Origin of the sequence: Vibrio mytili, assembly GCF_049563345.1 — a bacterium.
Taxonomy (GTDB): Bacteria; Pseudomonadota; Gammaproteobacteria; order Enterobacterales; family Vibrionaceae; genus Vibrio; species Vibrio mytili.
The window spans coordinates 1093390-1112499 of record NZ_CP110482.1; the positions used below are offsets into that span (position 1 = coordinate 1093390).

A 19110-nucleotide genomic window follows, 5' to 3' on the forward strand; every position below is an offset into this window, starting at 1 on the left:
TTTACTTATCTTTGCGTTATCATCTTGCTGATTCCCTTTTTATAAAGTAACAAGCTATGCGTTGCGTACCTCTATTGTTTATACTGCTCACTCTTTGTGCGCCTATACAGGCCTATGAGCTTGATTACTATTCGAAATTTGGCCATACCGACAATTATGGCAACTTAGACCTTCGCAATAAGCCCTACACTCAATTACCCTCAGGTTTGGTCGTGAAAGGGAATATGAACATTTCTAAAACCCCCATAACCAAATTACCTAAAGATCTTGATGTAGGCGGAAGCTTGGAAGCCACCAACAGCGAACTTAAAGTTATCCAACCAGGAACGAAAATTAAGGGTTATGCGAACTTACTGGGTAGCAAAATAGAGAACTGGCCACGTGGGATTAAGCTTGGTGGGTATTTAAATTTAACAGACAATCCACTAAAGAGGCTACCGCCTAGGCTGCGCGTGAAAGGCGATCTTAGTGTCATCCGTACGCCACTGACAGAATTACCAGAAGGATTAGTGGTAGATGGGAACCTCTACATAGGTGGATCTGCTCTTACACAGTTTCCTGATACGCTGACCGTGAAAGGCAATATCTTCCTAGGTGGAAACCGGATTACGAAGTGGCCGACAAATTTAACCTTAGGTGGAGCAGTTGCACCTTAGGCTCTGCTCAAGGCATCAAATTAAGCTCCTGACGAGTTTTACAAGCAGGAGCTAACCTTCAAAAGGATCAGTTCTGATTATTGACTGGATTTGCATAACTTGCGACGAGGTATTTCCCTGCGGCTTCAGGAAGTTGCTCCAGTTTTTGCGCTAGCTGAACCTTTATCGACTCGGTAATACTGTCATCTTCTTGCCCGGCAGCAAGTTTATTAATTGGGTACAGTCGATAGTTTTGGTGAATTTGACGATCGATTTCGTTGGCTAACGCTTCTGGCGTTTCAAACTCTTGGTCGATCACATCACCAAACGCAACATGAATTCGGCCTTTATATCCGACGATACCTTGGATGATACTTTCAATATCTTCAAATTCACTTTTTTCGTATCGACCATGTTCCGCTTTCTCGAACAACTCTTTTGCTTTAGCGATATCGCAAGGGTCATTCTCGTAAGAGATAGAAACAGGCACAATGTTTAGGGAGCGAGTGTATTCACCAAAGCTTATTTTTTGCTTACGACCTTCGACATGGAACATTTTTAAAATGGCGGGATCCGTGAAATCATTGCCATCTTTTGCTCGCCCTTCTTTCTGGGCGATCCAAATCGAGTTTCTTGTCTCTAGAGAGTGCTTAATATAGCTCGATAGCTGCCCTAACGCCTTCATCATCTCTCGCGGTGCTTTCGCTGAACGCTTTACAATAAAGCTTTTGTTCAATCGCATTAGCTCAGTCGTACACGGCTTCTTGAGAAGGTTGTCACCAATTGCGATACGAACCGTACGGTGACCACTTTGATACAAACCATAGTTCACCAATGCGGGATCCATGGCGATATCTCGGTGATTAGAAATAAACAAGTAGGACGTATCTTTATCTAGCTTATCAAGACCAGAAAATGTCACGCCATCCGATGTTTTCTTGAGCATATCTTGTAGGTATTTCTTTACCTCCATTTGAATCGCTTCAACAGAGTTCAACTTACTCCATTTCGCTTTCAAGTAGATACGAACAATCGGACTCATCAGCGTTTTGAACCAACCGGCTTTATTCTCAAAGCGGTGATCTAAGATCGCTGTAATAAATTCATCATCTTGAATGAGACGATCCAGCGCAGCTGGTATTTCTTCGTCATTGTAAGGACGAATTTCAATATAAGGGTCGGTATTGGCTGTCATTATTCACTACATTTAAAAAAAAGCTGGCACATTTTACGCATAGTTTTGCTCAACCGCAGCAAATCAGCTCATACTTTTATCATGGTCGTACCAGTTAAGCTAGAGTAAACCACACAATTACTGTTAGTTCTTAAAACTAAACCATACCCAATGGCCCCAGATGATTAAAGTTGTTTATCGGTATTAGGGTTAAAAAATCGTGTTACACGGTTGGAATCCTATAGGTTTAGCGTTACCCTAGGCCCCAAAAACATTGGTATATAGAATGAACTACGCAATTGAATTTCACGACGCTAAATTTTCTTTTCTGAATGTCACCGCGCGTAAAAAAGCGCTTAAGCACAGTCTATTATCTGTACAAGAAGGCCTCGTGATCATCAAATTGGGTAAGCTAGAATATGCCATTGAGCCCGGTCAATATTTTTGGATTCCTCAAAATTGTTTGAGTTCTCTTACTTTTCTTCCGGGCACTCGGATTCACCGTTGTGACTTCTCTATACGATTGAACGAATCGTTCGCGCAACAGGCGGGCTACCTTAAACCATCAGCTTTACTCAGAGCCGTAATGGCCAAATTAGCCACAACCGAAGACCGTTCTGAGATCCAGCTCGATCTACTTGCAGTGCTTAAACATGAGGCACTCACACTTTCCCCTAAACTCTCACAATCATCATTGAGCAAAACGATCAATCAATGGGAGCCCGATTGTGAAGTAAGTATTTCACGCGAGTTGTGTTTGGTGCTCACGCTACGCGAAGCAAGAAAAATGAAACTCTCAGGTAAGTCTGAAGCTGAAATTGTAACATTGCTTTTTAACGGGAATACGGAAGAATATGAGCAGCTTTGTTTCTTAGTCTTTGGAGATGCGCTGTAACATTAACGAGCGCAATAGAAATGAACAAGTGCAATAGAAATGAAACTGTGTTGAAGCGTCAGAAAGGGACTTCTATCTGCATCATCCAATCTGCATCGTATAGTTCGTGCCAACGATAGTCGAATCGCATTCTTGGTGCGCCATCCCCTTTGTCACCGAAACCGACACTTAGCATCAAACCGTGGTTACGAAGCCACTCTTCTGTCGTCATCTCTTTTTCTTCTTCTTCGAGATCATGTGGCATCCAAATACCAAGGCCAAAGTGGTTCTTTTGTAAGCTTTGAGTAAGGAGTGGTGTGTCTGGTGATTTTATTCCCCACTCATCCCAGTAACTTTTCGTAGGTCCATCTACTTTGGCTTCGGGTTCCTCCCAATTCAAAACGTCAGAGTTGAGCTCACTCGCCGAGTCTAAGTCTTCGTCGCAAATCGGTTGCGTATTGTCGTTGAATACCACCGACCGATCAGACACATAGTCACATGCAGAAACAGCTTGTGGGACCACAAGCAAAACGCATGCACTAAATACAGCGACTCTGAACATGACAACCTGACCTCTTACTTACCAGACAATTTAGCTACCAGACAATGTGTTTCGATACAAACCTTCGCTTACTAATAACTGGCTAACTGTAGGCGTGGTGTAAGCCTCCACACTCTCTCCATCACTTAGTGCGTTCCGAATATCTGTGCTCCGAATGTTTACTTTTTCAGGACACACCATGACCGCCCAACGCTGAGTAATTTCTACTGCCTTATAAAATTTAGCAAATTTAAAAAAATTATCAGGACCAATGATAAAAGTTATATCGGCCGTCGAGTAATTTTCTTGAATTTTTTCTAATAAAGCATGGGTCGTCACACTTTGTCCAGGTTGGTATAAAGCTTGCTCGAAGTCAGAACGTTGGATATTGGATAAGCCGAGATCGTTGATAAATGCGTCTACTAATTTGCAACGAGTGGAATAATCCAGCATTTCCTTGCCCCATGCGTGTGCAATGCTGGGTTCAAGTAGGACAAGGTCAAAGTGGCTCAGCGACTCGATAACACTTTTGTGACCTAAGCTAGGGGGATTAAATGCACTACCAAAAATGGCGATTTTTTTCATATCCAACGATTACCTAGTTTAAGAGAGTTTTCTAATCAAATGATTTCGGTATGATACTACTAGTCTTTAAAGCTTTTTGACACTAATGCGATGTTTGCAAGCCTCAATTGAGCATTTATCGAGCGATTGCGAACCATCATTTACTGCATCTACAGGGTTGGTGAACTCCCCGCCTGTACCAGTGAAGTGTCTTATTAATTTGCAGGAAAAGGAACCTCAAATGGAACAAACCATCCGTGATGAAATGCGTGTACTCCCTTCTATCGATCCGCATTTCGAAATTGAACGCCGTGTTGCTTTTATTAAGCGTAAGCTACAAGAAGCAGGTTGTAAGTCACTCGTGCTAGGCATCAGTGGAGGTGTAGACTCAACTACGTGTGGACGCCTTGCACAACTTGCCGTAGATCAGCTCAACGAAGGTTCCAATACTAACGATTATCAGTTTATTGCCGTCCGCCTTCCTTATGGTGAGCAAAAAGACGAAGACGAAGCGCAAATCGCTTTGCAGTTTATCCAACCAACGCATTCGGTATCCGTAAACATCAAACCAGGCGTCGACGGCTTGCATGCTGCTTCTGGTTTTGCGCTGGAAGGAACGGGACTTCTGCCCACTGACGAAGCGAAACTCGACTTTGTAAAAGGCAACGTAAAAGCACGCGCTCGCATGATTGCACAATATGAAATCGCTGGATACGTGGGCGGTTTAGTCTTGGGTACGGACCATTCTGCAGAAAACATCACTGGGTTTTACACAAAGTTTGGCGATGGCGCCTGTGACCTTGCTCCGCTGTTCGGTCTGAGCAAGCGTCAAGTTCGTGAAGTAGCAGCAACGCTAGGCGCACCAGAACTGTTAGTCAAGAAAACGCCAACCGCTGATCTGGAAGAACTCGCTCCTCAAAAAGCGGATGAGGACGCACTGAACCTCACTTACGACCAAATTGACGACTTCCTGGAAGGTAAACCAGTATCAGAACAAGTCAGTGCTCGTCTGGTAGCGATTTATAAAGCCACGCAACACAAACGTCAGCCAATTCCTACGATTTATGATTAAGTAATAAGAGCCCCTAGGTCCTAGAATTTTAGGACCTAGGGTCAACATAGCTCTCCTACACAGCCATGAACCTCTCTGTCTGCTGCACATTACAATCTACCTTTACGATCTGGCTAGTCTGTGATGGTGACGTCAGTTTCTGGGACGGCGCAGCAAGCTAAGACTGTTCCCATGGCTCGTTCTTCATCACTCAACGCTGGAACATTCGGATGATCGACCTTTCCTGATTTCAATTGCACCTTGCATGAACCACATAGCCCTGCTCGGCAGCTGTTGCTGATGTCCTTACCCGCATCTTCAAGTTGGTCTAATAAGGTCTTCTGGTTGCTTCCGGTAATCATGTCACCATTAAAATCAATTTGTATACTTTTCTCGGGCTTTGCCTTCACTGGCACCACACCAAATGCCTCTTGGTGATAATGCTCCTCCGGTAACCCTTTTTTCAGCAGTAGGTTTTTCGCTTTCTGCATGAAGCCGTCGGGTCCGCACACAAACACTTGGCGCTGCTCAGCATCTTTAATTTGTTTGATATGCGATAGACTCAAGCGTCCTTTGAGACCAAACCAATCTACAGCTGGTTGAGTCAATGAGACCTTGATCTCTAACCCAGGAAACTCACGTTTTAATTGCTCCAGCTCTGCTCGGCAAGGAATATCGGCTTCTGTACGACACTGATGGTAAAATACAACATCATCTAACTGATCATGATCGGCTAAATAGCGCACCATAGACAGCATTGGCGTGACACCGCTTCCCGCTGACAGCAATAACAAGCGTTGAGTATGATGCGGTGCCAGATGAAATTCTCCATCGGGATGTTCCGCTTCCAACACGTCTCCTACTTGAAGGTTATCAAGCAACGCGTTCGACACTCGACCACCAGCAATTCGCTTAACAGAGATAGCATAACGACCAGGACGAGAAGGACTCGAAGACAAGGTATAACGTCTGCTAATCTTTTTGCCATCAATAACTACCTCTATCGGCAAATGCTGCCCTGGTAAATAATTTGGCAGTGCCCCTTTATTCGGTTCTAACCAGAACGTTACAAAATCTTGTGCGATTTCTTCACGCTCCACACAAGTTAATGTTATAAATTCTGGAGCGTGGTCTGGGTAGAACTCTGGTTCTTTGTATTCAAGCACTTCAACTTTGTCACCTTGGCGAATGATGCCTTCGTTGCGCGCAACCAGGTTTTGCCCAAAGAAAACACCACCTTGTTCGTTGGAGCGAAACTGCTGCAATGTCTTTAATGGCTCTTTGCTTTCACGAAATGTACCTCTTTGCGTGTTCACAGTGGTAAGAATACAACGCTCACACGGTTTCAGAGATTCAAACTCCACTTCACCAATACGAATGCGTTTCCACGAATCTTCTTCAAAGGGTTTTGTGTCTGCAACGACCAGATTCGTCCGAAACTGGTCCATCGAATGCAGTTCCGAGCTTCTGTTATTTAATTCATCCAAAGAAGCCTGACTGATCACGAGAACAGGATAGCCATCTGCAAAGCTCACATTGTGACCGAACTTCTCGCGTACTCGATTGGATTGTTCACCACAAAACAACAGTTCAACACGCTGACCTAGTACGCTGGTAAACCAGTCATCCGCCTCGTCAGTGGTCGTAAAAGCCGTAAACGTATCGCTCCATACCGTGGCTGGGGTTTCCTGCATTTTGAAGTCTTGATAGCGAATCTTCAGGGGTTCCATGCCGAGACTACTGAATACCACACCATCTGCGAGTAATGCAGATTTAACGGTCACCATTTGTGGGTATTTTCGTGCCGTGACCATCGAGCCATCCGCTTTGGCAAGCATAAAACGTCGATCAAAGCTCAATCCTTGCTTCTCCACCCATGCAGAAGAGACTGACACCCCTCCGACTGATTTCACCGGAAAGACATTTATTTGAGATAACATGGGTTGTGACATGACGACTTCCTTGAGGGGTTTGTTATTTGTTGGACTATTGTAAAGAGAAGTGTCGATTAATGTAAGGAGTCAAACTAACTAAATATAACCATTGGTTTTTAACCTCATGCTGACTAAATACCATTTGATAAAATGTGACACCAAACACATACTCTTCAGTCTCATTGAGAACATTAACGTATTGACTAGGAACGTACTATGGACACAAGAAAACTCATCCTCATCTTGTTGTGTATCTTTCTTCCACCTGTAGCGGTATACATGGAAAAAGGTCTAAATAAAGATTTCTTACTGAATTTAATCCTGACATTTTTCTTCTTCCTACCGGGCACCATTCATGCACTTTGGTTAACGATGAAATAGCCGACGCTGCTCCGATACATTAGAAAAATAAAAAATGGGATGAAATGTAACGTCAATTCCTCTATCATCCTGTCGCCTAAGCGCAAGCGTTTGCTTACAAGTAAAACCCTGCGTTTAGGCTCCAATCCGCAACTTTTTTAATGGTGGGAGCAATTAATGACAACACTGACTATCACTCGTCCTGACGACTGGCACGTTCACTTACGCGATGGCGATGTTCTAAAAGACACCGTTCGCGATATAAGCCGCTACAATGGCCGCGCTTTGATCATGCCAAACACAGTCCCACCGGTTACCAATACAGACATGGCACTCGCCTACCGTGATAGAATCCTTGAGCAGCAGCATGGCGAGCAATTTGAGCCATTGATGTCTCTTTACCTTACCGACAACACCACACCAGAAGACATCCGCACAGCAAAAGCCACCGGTAAAATTGTTGCCGCTAAACTGTATCCAGCAGGTGCAACCACCAACTCTGATTCAGGCGTCACTAACGCTAAGAACATCTATCACGTGCTGGAAGCAATGGAAGAAGTCGGTATGTTGCTGTTGGTTCACGGAGAAGTAACGCATCATGATGTTGATATTTTCGACCGAGAAAAAGAGTTCCTCGACACCGTACTTGCTCCTATCGTCAATGACTTCCCAAACTTAAAAATCGTTCTGGAGCACATCACCACCGCTGACGCCGCCAACTTTGTAAAAAATGCGAATGATAATGTCGCGGCAACCATAACAGCGCATCACTTGCTTTTTAACCGCAACCACATGCTTGTCGGCGGTATTAAACCACACTTCTACTGCTTGCCAATCCTTAAGCGCAATACCCACCAACAAGCGTTAATCGAAGCAGCAACCAGCGGCAGTAAGAAATTTTTCTTAGGTACCGACTCTGCGCCTCACGCAAAAGGTGCTAAAGAATCGGCGTGCGGTTGTGCAGGGTCGTACACGGCTCACGCAGCACTAGAACTGTACGCAGAAGTGTTTGAACAAGAGGGTAAACTAGAAAACCTTGAAGCGTTTGCAAGCTTGAATGGACCAGACTTCTACGGCATCGCCCGCAACACCGATACAGTAACGTTAGAGAAAACATCTTGGGATGTGCCTGAATCTATGCCTTTTGGTCGTGACATCGTGGTGCCTATCCGCGCTGGCGAACAGATTGAATGGACAGTGAAATAATCTCTATATGATTTTAAGCAAAAGGGTCATGATTCACATCATGACCCTTTTCTTCTACCTGAAGACGAAGACGCTACGATTTACTGCAATCAATGCCTTGCTCTGAGCGATTTTCCTAGGCAATAAATGATCACTTACTTATCTAGGTAGATATTACGTAGGTAGGTATTACGAATCATTTTCCACGGACCTTTGCGATTAGTGTCCAAACCGCGACAACGAGCAGACCTGCGACTAATCCAATCACACCGTTGAGCAAAACAGGCAGGACCGAAGACGCAAATGTGTGCTCACCAAAGTTCATAATAATCGGTTCAACCAAGTGATGAATAGCCGGAACATTGTGCACAATGATGCCCCCTCCGACCAAAAACATCGCAGCGGTACCTACGATGGTTAGGAGCCTCATCAGTTTGGGAGCAAACGAGACCAAAGCATTTCCGATCTTCGCGACAATCCCCTTCCCTTTGGCACGAACTTCCAAGTAGAGACCAAGATCATCCAGCTTGACGATACCCGCCACTAATCCGTATACGCCTGCCGTCATCACAACTGCAATTAAACTCACCACGATAACTTGAGTGACAAAACTCGCCCCGGTCACCGTACCTAAAGCAATGACGATAATTTCTGCAGAAAGAATAAAATCGGTGCGAATCGCTCCGTTCACTTTACGCTTTTCATACTCTGCAACCGATTCCCCCGTCGCCAAGACGTCCTCTGCTGCATCATGAGAATGAGCATGAGGAAAGAGCTTTTCTAGGACTTTCTCCGCGCCTTCGAAGCAGAGGAAAAGACCGCCCACAAGAAGCAGTGGCATGATCAACCACGGAATAATTGCACTAATTAACAGCGCAGAAGGCACCAAAATCAGCTTGTTTTTGAAAGATCCCTTAGCAACCGCCCAAACAACCGGAATTTCACGCTCAGAGGCAACGCCCTGCACTTGCTGGGCATTTAGCGCTAAATCATCCCCTAACACACCGGCAGTTTTTTTCGCTGCAACCTTGGACATGACGGCGATGTCATCTAATACCGTCGCGATGTCGTCTAACAGGGTAAGTAAACTTGCTCCAGCCATTATTACTCTCTTTCTATGAGCCGAACCACCAAAGTTCGGATTAAAAACAAAATGTAGCACCATAAATTTACTCAACAAAGTCATGATTTAGCAAAGAATATGATGAGAGGTCGTGTTTTTTGTTGCTGTCTATAAACCAGAAGACTAGTCTTGTCTTATCCTTGAGTAGACAAAAGATAAAGTATAGATGAAAAGCGGATACACATACCCAGTTGGAACCCCAGGGCAACCTTGGGGCGATACAGAACGCAAAGCTTGGTTGGCACAGCAAGGTGTAAAAAGAAGCTATCAAGAAGAGGTAGTGAGTAAAATAGATGCTCTGCGAGATCGCTTTGATATCGAGCAATATGGTGCACTTTCCTACGATGAAAATCGTTTTCCTCTGCTTTGCATCAAAACCCGTCAATGGGACTCAGCAAAACCCGTCGTACTAATTACAGGCGGAGTACACGGATACGAAACCAGCGGAGTCCACGGCGCACTTAAGTTTGTAGAAACACAGGCAGAACGTTACGCAGAGCACTTCAATATCGTGGTTGCGCCGTGTGTGAGTCCATGGGGTTATGAAGTCATTAACCGCTGGAATCCCAATGCAATTGACCCAAACCGCTCTTTTTACGCAAATAGCCCAGCAGAAGAATCCGCGAACTTAATCAAACTCGTCACCACACTTGATGATGTGCTGATGCATATTGATTTGCACGAGACGACCGACTCGGATGAAAGTGAGTTCCGCCCTGCGTTAGCAGCTCGTGATGGTATTGAATATATTGCAGGGATGATCCCCGATGGTTTCTATACCGTAGGTGACTCTGAAAACCCGCAACCAGAGTTTCAAAAAGCAGTGATCGAATCAGTAGCGAAAGTCACTCACATTGCACCAGCAGACGAAAAAGGCGAAATCATCGGCTCACCTGTTGTCCAATTTGGCGTGATCAACTACCCAATGGTCAAACTAGGACTGTGTGGTGGCGTCACCCACTGCCGATATGGTACGACGACTGAAGTCTACCCAGACAGCCCGACAGTCACCGATGAGGAGTGTAACGACGCTCAGGTCGCTGCTGTGGTTGGTGGTCTGGATTACATCCTTTCCCAGCGAAATTAACCCGTTCCCCTGCAGAATCAGATCGAAAATGGGTGGGTTACCACTCACAAGATCATATGTTCCCAAATAACATCAAGATGCAGGGTCCACAGTGTTGTCACTTTCACAGCGTTGTCACTTTCAAAGCGTTGTCACTTAGGCCTATTTGTGGTTCAAACTAAAAGAATGAACTGCGACAAGATAGCAAGTTCTTTGACTTAGAATTAGCCCAGTGACACGCTCCCAATGAGCGAGATGACTTGAATGTGGACTCACATTCTATTCGGGTATCCTACCAAACTGCCGTATCAGGTTAAGTACACTATCCTGACACCATAATCGTTGCTTATATGAATTTTTCCATGACGAAGTTCGTTAACGCTTCAGCGCGGATTTTCACTACCTGCTCTTTCACCACTTTAAAACCAAACCTTTCATAAAAAGGACGGGCAGTAATACTAACTTCAGAGTAAAATCTGACCAGCCCCTTTGCTCGACCAACGTCAAGTACATGTTCCATAAGCGCACGACCTACCCCCTTACCTTGATGTTCATGATGGCAGAAGAAGTGATCAATTAAACCGTTGTCTTGAATATCAGAGTACCCCATAATTTCGCCATCTATTTCAGCAACACACGGAGAAATAGACTTCATTTTTTGTTGCCAAACGTCCGGGTCAATATCTTCAGGAGCCCAAGCGATGACTTGTGCCAGGGAATAATCTCGAATATTAATATTTCGAACCGTGTGGAAGTAAATTTTCCACAACGAATGAGCGTCTGATTCTGCATACTTTCGGATTTTTATCATTCTAGTGTCTCCGCTATTCAGCTGACGTAAGTGTTTATGATTATTAACTTAGTGTGACTCACAGAGTTTGTTTGATTGTCATTTTCCAATGATGAAAATGTCTTCTTATCGGACCCAGTCTATTTCGCAATAAACTATCATGGGAAAGAAATTGGCCAATATTGATATGGTGATGAATAAGGAAAAAATAAGACACCAAGGCTTTGACCACAGTGCCTATTCCTCAACTTTTTACTGGTTCCACTCTAAGTCTTCAAATGTCACTTTACGGCTGATCGGGCGTAACGCCGTTCAACAAATTATTGATAACCGACATATTGAAATGCCTCTTAGTGGTGATAGCGTAAAAGCATTCACTGACCGAGTCTAAGCTAAGGTAGTTTTTTAACAAGCCGGATTCTATTTCGTCTTGAACCACGACTTCCGGCACGACTGCCAATCCTTCTACATCCCGTGCCAAAAGACGCAACATCGCCATATCATCGACCTCTGCATAAGGGGTGACCGTGATGCCGTGCTGCTCACAGAATAAGTCGAATTGCAGGCGTATATCGTTACTTGGTCCTGGTACTAATAGATTGACTTGGTCTAACTGTTGAGGCAGAGAAAGTGCTTGTAGAGCAGGATTATTGGGCCCCACCAAGCAAACTTGTTGCTGGGCAATCAGTCTACATCGCCAAGGCCGTGATGAGTCGCTTGCAACCGGTTGATTTGATAGTACTAGATCCAGTTTATGCATTTGTAACTGCTCAAGCAAAGCCTCTTGGGTTGAGGAGTGCAGTATTAGGCGAATATTCTTTTTGCCTAAGACCGGACGGAGAAAATTTTCTTGGAAGTTACGCGATAAGGTAGCAACGGCGCCAATGCGCAATTGCTGGACGCGCGACATTTCGCCGCTATCAAGAATGGACAGCAGTTCGCCGCTGAGATTAAAGATGCTATCGGCGTACTCCAATACTAAATACCCGGTCGCTGTCAGTTGTAAACTGCGCCCCTGCCGAACAAATAACATCTCGCCTAGGTGCTCTTCTAACTGACGTATTTGCGCTGAAAGCGCTGATTGCGACACGTTGAGCATCTTTGCGGAACGAGTTAAATGCCCTTCTTTGGCAACCGTCCAAAAATAACGTAAGTGGTGGAAATTCAGTGATCGTATTTTCATTGTTCTGTTTTTTAGAACGATTTGTGAATAATTAACTATTTTACATATTTATTACTCGTCAGCAAAATACTTCTCACAATAATCATAATCCTTGTGAGGAGAAATATAAGGTGTCAGACCTGTTTACCTTTTGGTTTTTACCCGCGATTTTTTCTGCGGCAGCTGCATTGTCGTGGCTACCGAGAGTCGGAACGTGGCGCGTCGCGAAGTGGGCCACTGCAATTGCTGTGCTTACTTCAGGAGTCACCGCTTTAACCGAGTTGTATCGCTACTTAGCCAACGGAGAAAGCCAAGACTCACTTGGTTTAATTATGGCTTTACTTGTTTCATTATTAAGCTGGGTCATCGTTCGATTTTCTGCAAATTATCTTGAAGGAGAATCGGGGCAACGCCGATTTGTCAGATCCATGTTGTTTACACTGGCCTGCGTTGCATTGTTAGTAACCAGTCAAAACCTTTTGATCATTGCAATGGCTTGGTCTGCGACCAGTATTGGCATGCATTCTTTGTTGACCTTTTATCCTCAGCGAAAATCAGCCCAGTTGGTTGCACACAAAAAATTTATTGTGAGCCGATTGGCCGATTTGTGTTTGATTGTCGCGATGGTATTGGTCTATCAGGATGTGGGGAGTTGGCAGCTTGATCAGATCAATCAGTATTTGGCCACTCAAGGTGTAATGGGATCGCTTAACGTAGTCGCAGTGCTGTTTGCTATCGCTGCAATTCTTAAAACCGCACAGTTGCCTCTGCACGGTTGGTTAATTCAAGTCATGGAAGCCCCCACTCCAGTTTCTGCCTTGTTGCATGCTGGTGTCGTGAATATGGGCGGCTTCGTCCTGATTCGAATCGCTGACTTGATAGGCCTCGCGAGTGTCGCTCAATGGTTATTGATTGTTGTGGGTAGCTTAACCGCATTGCTTGCGGGGTTGGTAATGATGACGCGTATTAGCATCAAAGTACGCTTGGCTTGGTCGACCTGTGCGCAAATGGGCTTTATGTTAATGGAAATAGGCTTAGGTCTTTACGAGTTGGCATTACTCCATCTGGTCGCTCATTCACTCTACAAGGCACACGCTTTCTTAAGCTCTGGACAAGCGGTGCAACATACCTTTAATGAGCGGCTTCAAGGTCGATTTCGCATGGTCTCAACCAGTGCTTTGTTGTTAGCGCCGATAGTATCAGCAGCCATCATTGTCACCTCTTTGCTCGGTTGGCAATGGATGACGGAGGAAATTGAACTCGCACCTGTGGTCATAGTGATTTTAGCTTTTGGCTTTGCCCCTTTACTGTGGTCGGTTTCGAGTTGGTCGTTAGCACTGGTGTCTGTGGCGCGAATAGCATTATTGACCCAAGCCTATTTGCTATTTCATCTACTTTTTGCTCAAGCGATCAGCAGCCAGCCGTTCGACAACTTTGTGGCAACTAGCCTAGTAATGGGCGTATTTTCAATACTTTATTTAACGCAAGGTATCGTCGGCTTGTGTTCTCATCATCCTCTCATCGCCAGATTATATAGTTGGGCGTATCACGGTTTTTTCCTGGATGAAACCTTCACCCGCTTAACCTTTAAATATTGGCCCGCTCGTTTTAACGCTAGCCAAGCACAAACATGGGTATTACGACAAAATCGTCAGTGGGAGCTCTAATATGAATGTCAAACCATCAAAAACCGTTGACTTGAGCACGGTGGTTGCTCAAGTATGCCAGCGCATCACACCCAACTGGCCACTAGACCAAATGATAGCGGTGAGCCCTTATTGGCATCGGATTAATCAACCCTTCAGTCACGTTGCTGCTTCGCTAGAAAAACAAGCGGGCTCGCCCATGAGTATGAAGGGGGAGGTGTATTTAGCACGCTGGCAACACGGTGAGATCACTGAAGGACATTTACTGCAAGCGAATCAAGAGTTTGGTGATCGTTTTACCATTAGAGAGCTCGTTGATAGTCTCTCAGCCAATCAAACAGAATTAACGCCTGCTCCATTGCATTGTGACGCGTTGGATAGCCAGCGCGACTTGTCTCACCAGCCTGCGTGGTGCGATACGATTACCACGCAAATTTCCCAATTTTGCGCCGCGTATTTTGATGATTCATTATCAGATTGGAAAGCAGACAATACTCAAGGCCTCTACGCGAGCTGGCGTTCGGCGATCGAGCAGGACTATAGTGTCGCTCTGCTGATGAAATCAAAACAGATCAACACCCGGGCAAAGCAGTTACCAGATGATAGCTTTGCGGCAATAGATTGGGTACTCGATAAACTTTTATTGAATGAAAGTGATTACAAACACTACTTAGAAGCGTGTTTATTGAGAATCAACGGCTGGGCGTCTTGGTGCGCATATCTCAACTGGCAAGCCAATTTTAAGCAACAAACTACCGATTATTTACAAGATTTGTTGGCAATTAGGCTCTGCTGGGAATGGTTGATTCTCGATTCTGCTCGCCCGATAGAGGTGCTTTGGCAACGTCAATGGAAACACCACTACGCCATGCCGAGCCAAAACCAACCGTTGATGATTTGGCAGCGCGCTGATGAAATTCGCTATCAAAGCCATTTGTTCAACGCCTTAAAGCAAAGTCACGCTAATCGTCCAGAAAAAGCGCAAATCGAGGCACAAGTTGCGTTTTGTATTGATGTACGCTCAGAAGTCATTCGTCGTCACCTAGAAGCACGTTCTGATAAAATAGCAACGCTTGGTTTTGCGGGCTTTTTTGGTATGCCAATCAGCTACAACCCAATTGGTACCGATGTTCATCGGCCTCAATTGCCAGGGCTTCTGGCCCCACAAATGCAAGTATCTGAGTGTTGTGACGCGCATGAACAGCAACATGCTTTGGTCAAGCAACGCAAACAGCAACTTAAGCGCGGGCAAAGTTGGCAACCGTTCCATCGTCAACCTGGTGCAGCGTTTACTTTGGTTGAATCAACGGGTCTGAGCTATATCACTCAGTTGGTGAAGCGTGCGTTACCGCTCCGCTCTGGTGCCAGTGTCAATAGTGAAGACGCGTCGAGTGATATTGCTTGTTCAGTACCCAAATTATCAGCTGAGGTGTCTCTTGAGCAACGAACCCAATTAGCGGCAGACATTCTCACCGGCATGGGGCTTACTCAACAACAAGCACGTCTAGTTGTCTTGGTCGGACACGGAGCACAGACTGAGAATAACCCCCAACAGGCGGGATTGGATTGCGGAGCTTGTTGTGGTCAGAGTGGCGAAGTGAACGCTAGAGCTGCGGCTGCGCTACTGAACGAACCAAAAGTTAGGCTGCAACTAGCCAATATGGGAATTGAGGTTTCGAGTGAGACATGGTTTATGGCTGGGTTACATAATACCACCACTGAAAATGTCGAACTGCTCGATGTAAGACTGGTGCCAGAAACGCATCAAGCTGACATCGCCAAGCTACGTCAAAAGTTCGATCAGGCCAGTATCGCTGCTCGTCGAGAACGAGCCCCTGGGATAGGCATCAGTGTTAACAACGTAGACGATAGTAAGCTTGCAAAAGCCTTTGCCATCCGAGCTAATGATTGGTCACAGACTCGGCCTGAGTGGGGACTTACCAATAATGCTGCGTTTATTATTGCTCCTCGTTGGCGCAGTCGAGATGTCAATTTAGAAGGGCGCGTGTTTATGCATGAGTACGATCCAAACCAAGACCAAACAGGTGAAGTACTAGAGAAGATCATGACCGCACCTATGTTGGTAACACACTGGATCAATATGCAATATTTTGCCTCTAGCGTAGATAACTTTAGATACGGTAGCGGTAACAAAACCTTGCACAACGTGGTTGGTGGACACATTGGTTTATTTGAAGGCAATGGCGGCGACTTACGTAATGGTCTAGCTCTTCAATCAGTGCACGATGGTCAAGATTGGCGTCATCAACCATTGAGACTGACCGTAATCATTGATGCACCGAGAGCCGCTATCCAAGGCGTGATTGATGCGCACCAAACCGTCAGGTATTTGGTCGATAACCAGTGGCTCTATTTGGCTCGTTTCGGTGAAAACGGCATTGAGCAATATCGAAACAGTGAATGGATCGATTAGGCGTCGTTTAATGATACTGACTAAGCGTTAGAGCCCGTTGATCTTTCGGGGGTTAACTGTTGTTCGGATAGGAACGCCTAATCAAAAGCGTTTTAGACAAGGTAATTCGATTGAGCCTAGTTATTCTAAGTCAATGAGGCTAAATACTTTTACCCGACGCCGTTAGGCAGCGATAAATGCTCGGAGAACTTGCTGTGGCTGGGGCCAATTATGGTTCCAGCCACACGCTCAATAATTTACAACAACCGATTCTTATATTGCTCTGGTGTGACACCGGAGTATTTCTTAAACATTGCGATAAAAGGACTGGCTTGGTTATACCCCAACGTCAGCGCAACTTCTTTGACGGTTTGACCTTTGCGCAAAAGCTCCATTGAGTGTAAGTACCGAACGCGTAGTCGCCATTCAGTAAAACTCATGCCTAACTCACTTTGACAGTGGCGCGCCAAGGTTCTCTCTGTGGTGTGCACTTTTTCCGCCCATTCCGACAAGCTAATGTCATCGGTAGGCGATTCTTCTACGGCTTTCAGTATTGGCTGCAAATACTTGTTATCTGTCGTTGGTAAAAAATGGTGTTCAACTTCTTGTTTGGCTAATTGGTCGAGCAACACTTGCACTAAGCGTTTATCTTCGTCGCTTTGCGCTACATTGATATCACGCTGACGAAAATCCTCAATGATTGCAGACGTGATTGGAGTAACTTTGATCAAGCTAGTCTTCGTTGGGAAATGAGAAGTCAGCTCGGGGGCAATATTGAGTGAGCAGTATTCGATTGGTTTACGGTTGTAACTGGTATGGCGAATACCAGCTGGCACCCAGATAGCCAAATGTGGCGGCGCTAAGAAGCGTTTATCTTCTGCATCCATTTCTAAAATTCCACCGCTAATCAATTGGACTTGTCCCCACGGGTGACTATGAACACGCGTTTCTGTGTTGGATAAAAACGCGTCGAAGTTCATAAACACTTCCGATGGCGCACGGTCAATGGTTAAAGATGGATGAAGATTTCTCGGACTCTTTTTCAAAGTCGTGTTCCAATTCGTTATTGTGTCTTTCTGAGGATACTTTTCATTATAAAGATCAGCCAGACGCTCGTCATTAATTATTGTTCATTAAGGGCCGTCTTCTTCGCTCCCGCGTTTAATGCGAAGGCTTGGTAAGAAAACGTTTATCGTTTATATCGGTAAACTGACGTTGGAAACCGTTACTGGCAGACCTTCAAAAGATGGGAGAACACGTTGGGATTTTCTAGAACTAAGCAAGTTTAAAAGGGAATAAAAAAACCCTAGCATAAACACTAGGGTCCCGTTTTAAAAAAACATTAACGCCAAACTAAACAGCAGCGAATGCCTCAGCAACTCGTTCAACATTGTGTTCATTCAAACCAGCAAGGCACATACGACCGCTACTGATCAAATAGATCCCATGAACTTCACGGAGTGTTTCAACCGTCTCTTGAGAAAAACCGGTGTAGCTGAACATGCCTTTCTGTTTGATTAAAAAGCTGAAATCTTTTTCAGGACTCAGTTTTTTAAGTTGGTTATGCAATGTCTCTCGCATCGTAAGAATACGACTACGCATCCCTTCCACCTCACCAAACCACTGAGCCTTTAACTCTTCAGTATTGAGCACGTTCGAAACAACAACCGCACCGTGTTTAGCTGGGCTGGAGTAGTTGCGACGAACCGTTGCTTTCAACTGGCCAAGAACACGAGAAGCCTCTTCATCGTTACCACAAACCACAGACAGACCACCCACGCGCTCACCATAAAGAGAAAACGTTTTCGAGAATGAGTTGCTTACAAAACTCACTACGTCTTTTTCTAATGCAATTTTACGAATCACATAAGCGTCTTCGACAATACCTTCACCGTACCCCTGGTAAGCCATGTCAAAGAATGGGATTAGCTTTTTCTCTTTAACGACTTCAATGACGCTGTCCCATTGCTCATTAGTGAGATCAACACCCGTTGGGTTGTGGCAGCATGGGTGAAGTAACACAATACTCTCTTCTGGTAACTGTTTTAACTTTGAGACCATACCATCAAAGTCCAACATCTTCGTCTCGGGATTAAAGTACGGGTAAGTACCAACTTCAAATCCAGCACCAGCGAAGATCGCGTTGTGGTTTTCCCATGTTGGATTACTTACCCATACTTTGGAGTTAGGGAAATAATGATTGAGAAAATCGGCACCAATCATCAATGCGCCCGATCCGCCTAGGGACTGAATTGTCGCAACTCGCTTTTCCTTTAAAGCAGGATGACTTTCACCAAAGACTAAATCTTGAACCGCGGAACGGTATGGTGCTAGCCCCTCCATTGGCAGATAGATACAAGGCTGGCTTTCTTGTGTCGCTAATGCCTGTTTAGAGGCAGCAACGGATGGTAGCGTTGGAATATTGCCATTTTCATCGTAGTACAAGCCGATACTCAAATTCACTTTTTCAGAACGTTCATCAGCCATAAATTGTTCCATTAGAGACAAAATCGGGTCTCCGGCATACGCTTTTACATGATCAAGCATTTACATTCTCCTTGTTAATTATTTTCCTTGGGTTTGCACCAGTAA

17 protein-coding genes are annotated in these 19110 nt (G+C 45.0%); 8 read left to right on the forward strand and 9 right to left on the reverse strand.

All coding sequences use genetic code 11. From position 1 onward, the window contains the following. Positions 1–56: 56 nt before the first annotated feature. Positions 57–656, forward strand: coding sequence for a hypothetical protein (locus tag ONE56_RS18445; RefSeq protein WP_041154043.1), 600 nt, complete (start codon positions 57–59; stop codon positions 654–656). Positions 657–723: 67 nt separating this feature from the next. Here the strand turns inward: ONE56_RS18445 and ONE56_RS18450 are convergent, their stop codons facing one another. Continuing rightward, positions 724–1830: a 1-acyl-sn-glycerol-3-phosphate acyltransferase gene (locus ONE56_RS18450; protein ID WP_041154044.1), complete on the reverse strand. Its 1107-nt coding sequence runs from the start codon at positions 1828–1830 to the stop codon at positions 724–726. 265 nt (positions 1831–2095) lie between these two features. Between ONE56_RS18450 and ONE56_RS18455 the strand changes: the two genes are divergently transcribed. Further along, positions 2096–2704 (forward strand): AraC family transcriptional regulator, encoded by a 609-nt coding sequence (locus tag ONE56_RS18455; RefSeq protein WP_423840701.1) that lies wholly within the window; start codon positions 2096–2098, stop codon positions 2702–2704. Between the two features lie 58 nt (positions 2705–2762). Here ONE56_RS18455 and ONE56_RS18460 read toward each other — a convergent pair whose 3' ends face one another. Next, positions 2763–3245, reverse strand: a complete 483-nt coding sequence (locus ONE56_RS18460) for a hypothetical protein (protein WP_041154046.1) — start codon at positions 3243–3245, stop codon at positions 2763–2765. Positions 3246–3275: 30 nt separating this feature from the next. Continuing rightward, positions 3276–3809, reverse strand: a complete 534-nt coding sequence (locus ONE56_RS18465) for a nicotinate-nicotinamide nucleotide adenylyltransferase (RefSeq protein WP_041154047.1) — start codon at positions 3807–3809, stop codon at positions 3276–3278. Between the two features lie 220 nt (positions 3810–4029). On the opposite strand from ONE56_RS18465, the gene nadE reads away from it, so the two are divergent. Next, entirely contained in the window at positions 4030–4860 is an 831-nt protein-coding gene (gene nadE, locus ONE56_RS18470; RefSeq protein ID WP_041154048.1) for an ammonia-dependent NAD(+) synthetase, read from the forward strand. Between the two features lie 113 nt (positions 4861–4973). Here nadE and ONE56_RS18475 read toward each other — a convergent pair whose 3' ends face one another. Next, the gene (locus tag ONE56_RS18475) at positions 4974–6791 is read right to left on the reverse strand and encodes an MOSC N-terminal beta barrel domain-containing protein (RefSeq protein ID WP_423840702.1); all 1818 of its coding nucleotides are present in this window, start codon (positions 6789–6791) and stop codon (positions 4974–4976) included. A 198-nt stretch (positions 6792–6989) separates the two neighbouring features. Here ONE56_RS18475 and ONE56_RS18480 point away from each other — a divergent pair, with 198 nt between their 5' ends. Continuing rightward, positions 6990–7154, forward strand: coding sequence for a YqaE/Pmp3 family membrane protein (locus ONE56_RS18480; RefSeq protein WP_041154050.1), 165 nt, complete (start codon positions 6990–6992; stop codon positions 7152–7154). 156 nt (positions 7155–7310) lie between these two features. Further along, positions 7311–8339: a dihydroorotase gene (gene pyrC, locus ONE56_RS18485; protein WP_331438741.1), complete on the forward strand. Its 1029-nt coding sequence runs from the start codon at positions 7311–7313 to the stop codon at positions 8337–8339. 175 nt (positions 8340–8514) lie between these two features. Here pyrC and ONE56_RS18490 read toward each other — a convergent pair whose 3' ends face one another. Next, complete coding sequence (locus ONE56_RS18490) at positions 8515–9420, reverse strand: DUF808 domain-containing protein (RefSeq protein ID WP_423840703.1); 906 nt, start codon at positions 9418–9420, stop codon at positions 8515–8517. A 187-nt stretch (positions 9421–9607) separates the two neighbouring features. Between ONE56_RS18490 and ONE56_RS18495 the strand changes: the two genes are divergently transcribed. Continuing rightward, on the forward strand, positions 9608–10528 hold the full coding sequence (locus tag ONE56_RS18495; RefSeq protein ID WP_423840704.1) for a M14 family metallopeptidase: 921 nt from the start codon (positions 9608–9610) through the stop codon (positions 10526–10528). 325 nt (positions 10529–10853) lie between these two features. Here ONE56_RS18495 and ONE56_RS18500 read toward each other — a convergent pair whose 3' ends face one another. Together ONE56_RS18500 and ONE56_RS18505 are read right to left on the reverse strand one after the other, a co-directional pair. After that, on the reverse strand, positions 10854–11318 hold the full coding sequence (locus ONE56_RS18500; protein ID WP_423840705.1) for a GNAT family N-acetyltransferase: 465 nt from the start codon (positions 11316–11318) through the stop codon (positions 10854–10856). 265 nt (positions 11319–11583) lie between these two features. After that, complete coding sequence (locus ONE56_RS18505) at positions 11584–12474, reverse strand: LysR family transcriptional regulator (RefSeq protein WP_331438771.1); 891 nt, start codon at positions 12472–12474, stop codon at positions 11584–11586. 116 nt (positions 12475–12590) lie between these two features. On the opposite strand from ONE56_RS18505, the gene ONE56_RS18510 reads away from it, so the two are divergent. Together ONE56_RS18510 and ONE56_RS18515 are read left to right on the forward strand one after the other, a co-directional pair. Beyond that, positions 12591–14126, forward strand: coding sequence for an NADH-quinone oxidoreductase subunit L (locus ONE56_RS18510; protein ID WP_423840706.1), 1536 nt, complete (start codon positions 12591–12593; stop codon positions 14124–14126). A 1-nt stretch (position 14127) separates the two neighbouring features. Next, positions 14128–16539 carry a YbcC family protein gene (locus ONE56_RS18515; RefSeq protein ID WP_423840707.1) on the forward strand — a complete coding sequence of 804 codons (2412 nt, stop codon included), beginning with the start codon at positions 14128–14130 and terminating at the stop codon, positions 16537–16539. Positions 16540–16775: 236 nt separating this feature from the next. On the opposite strand, the gene ONE56_RS18520 is transcribed toward ONE56_RS18515, so the two are convergent. Both ONE56_RS18520 and ONE56_RS18525 read right to left on the reverse strand, forming a co-directional pair. Next, a complete protein-coding gene (locus tag ONE56_RS18520; RefSeq protein WP_041154057.1) occupies positions 16776–17564 on the reverse strand; it encodes an AraC family transcriptional regulator in 789 nt (262 codons plus the stop codon). Positions 17565–17871: 307 nt separating this feature from the next. Further along, entirely contained in the window at positions 17872–19065 is a 1194-nt protein-coding gene (locus ONE56_RS18525; protein ID WP_423840708.1) for an aromatic amino acid transaminase, read from the reverse strand. Positions 19066–19110 lie beyond the last annotated feature (45 nt).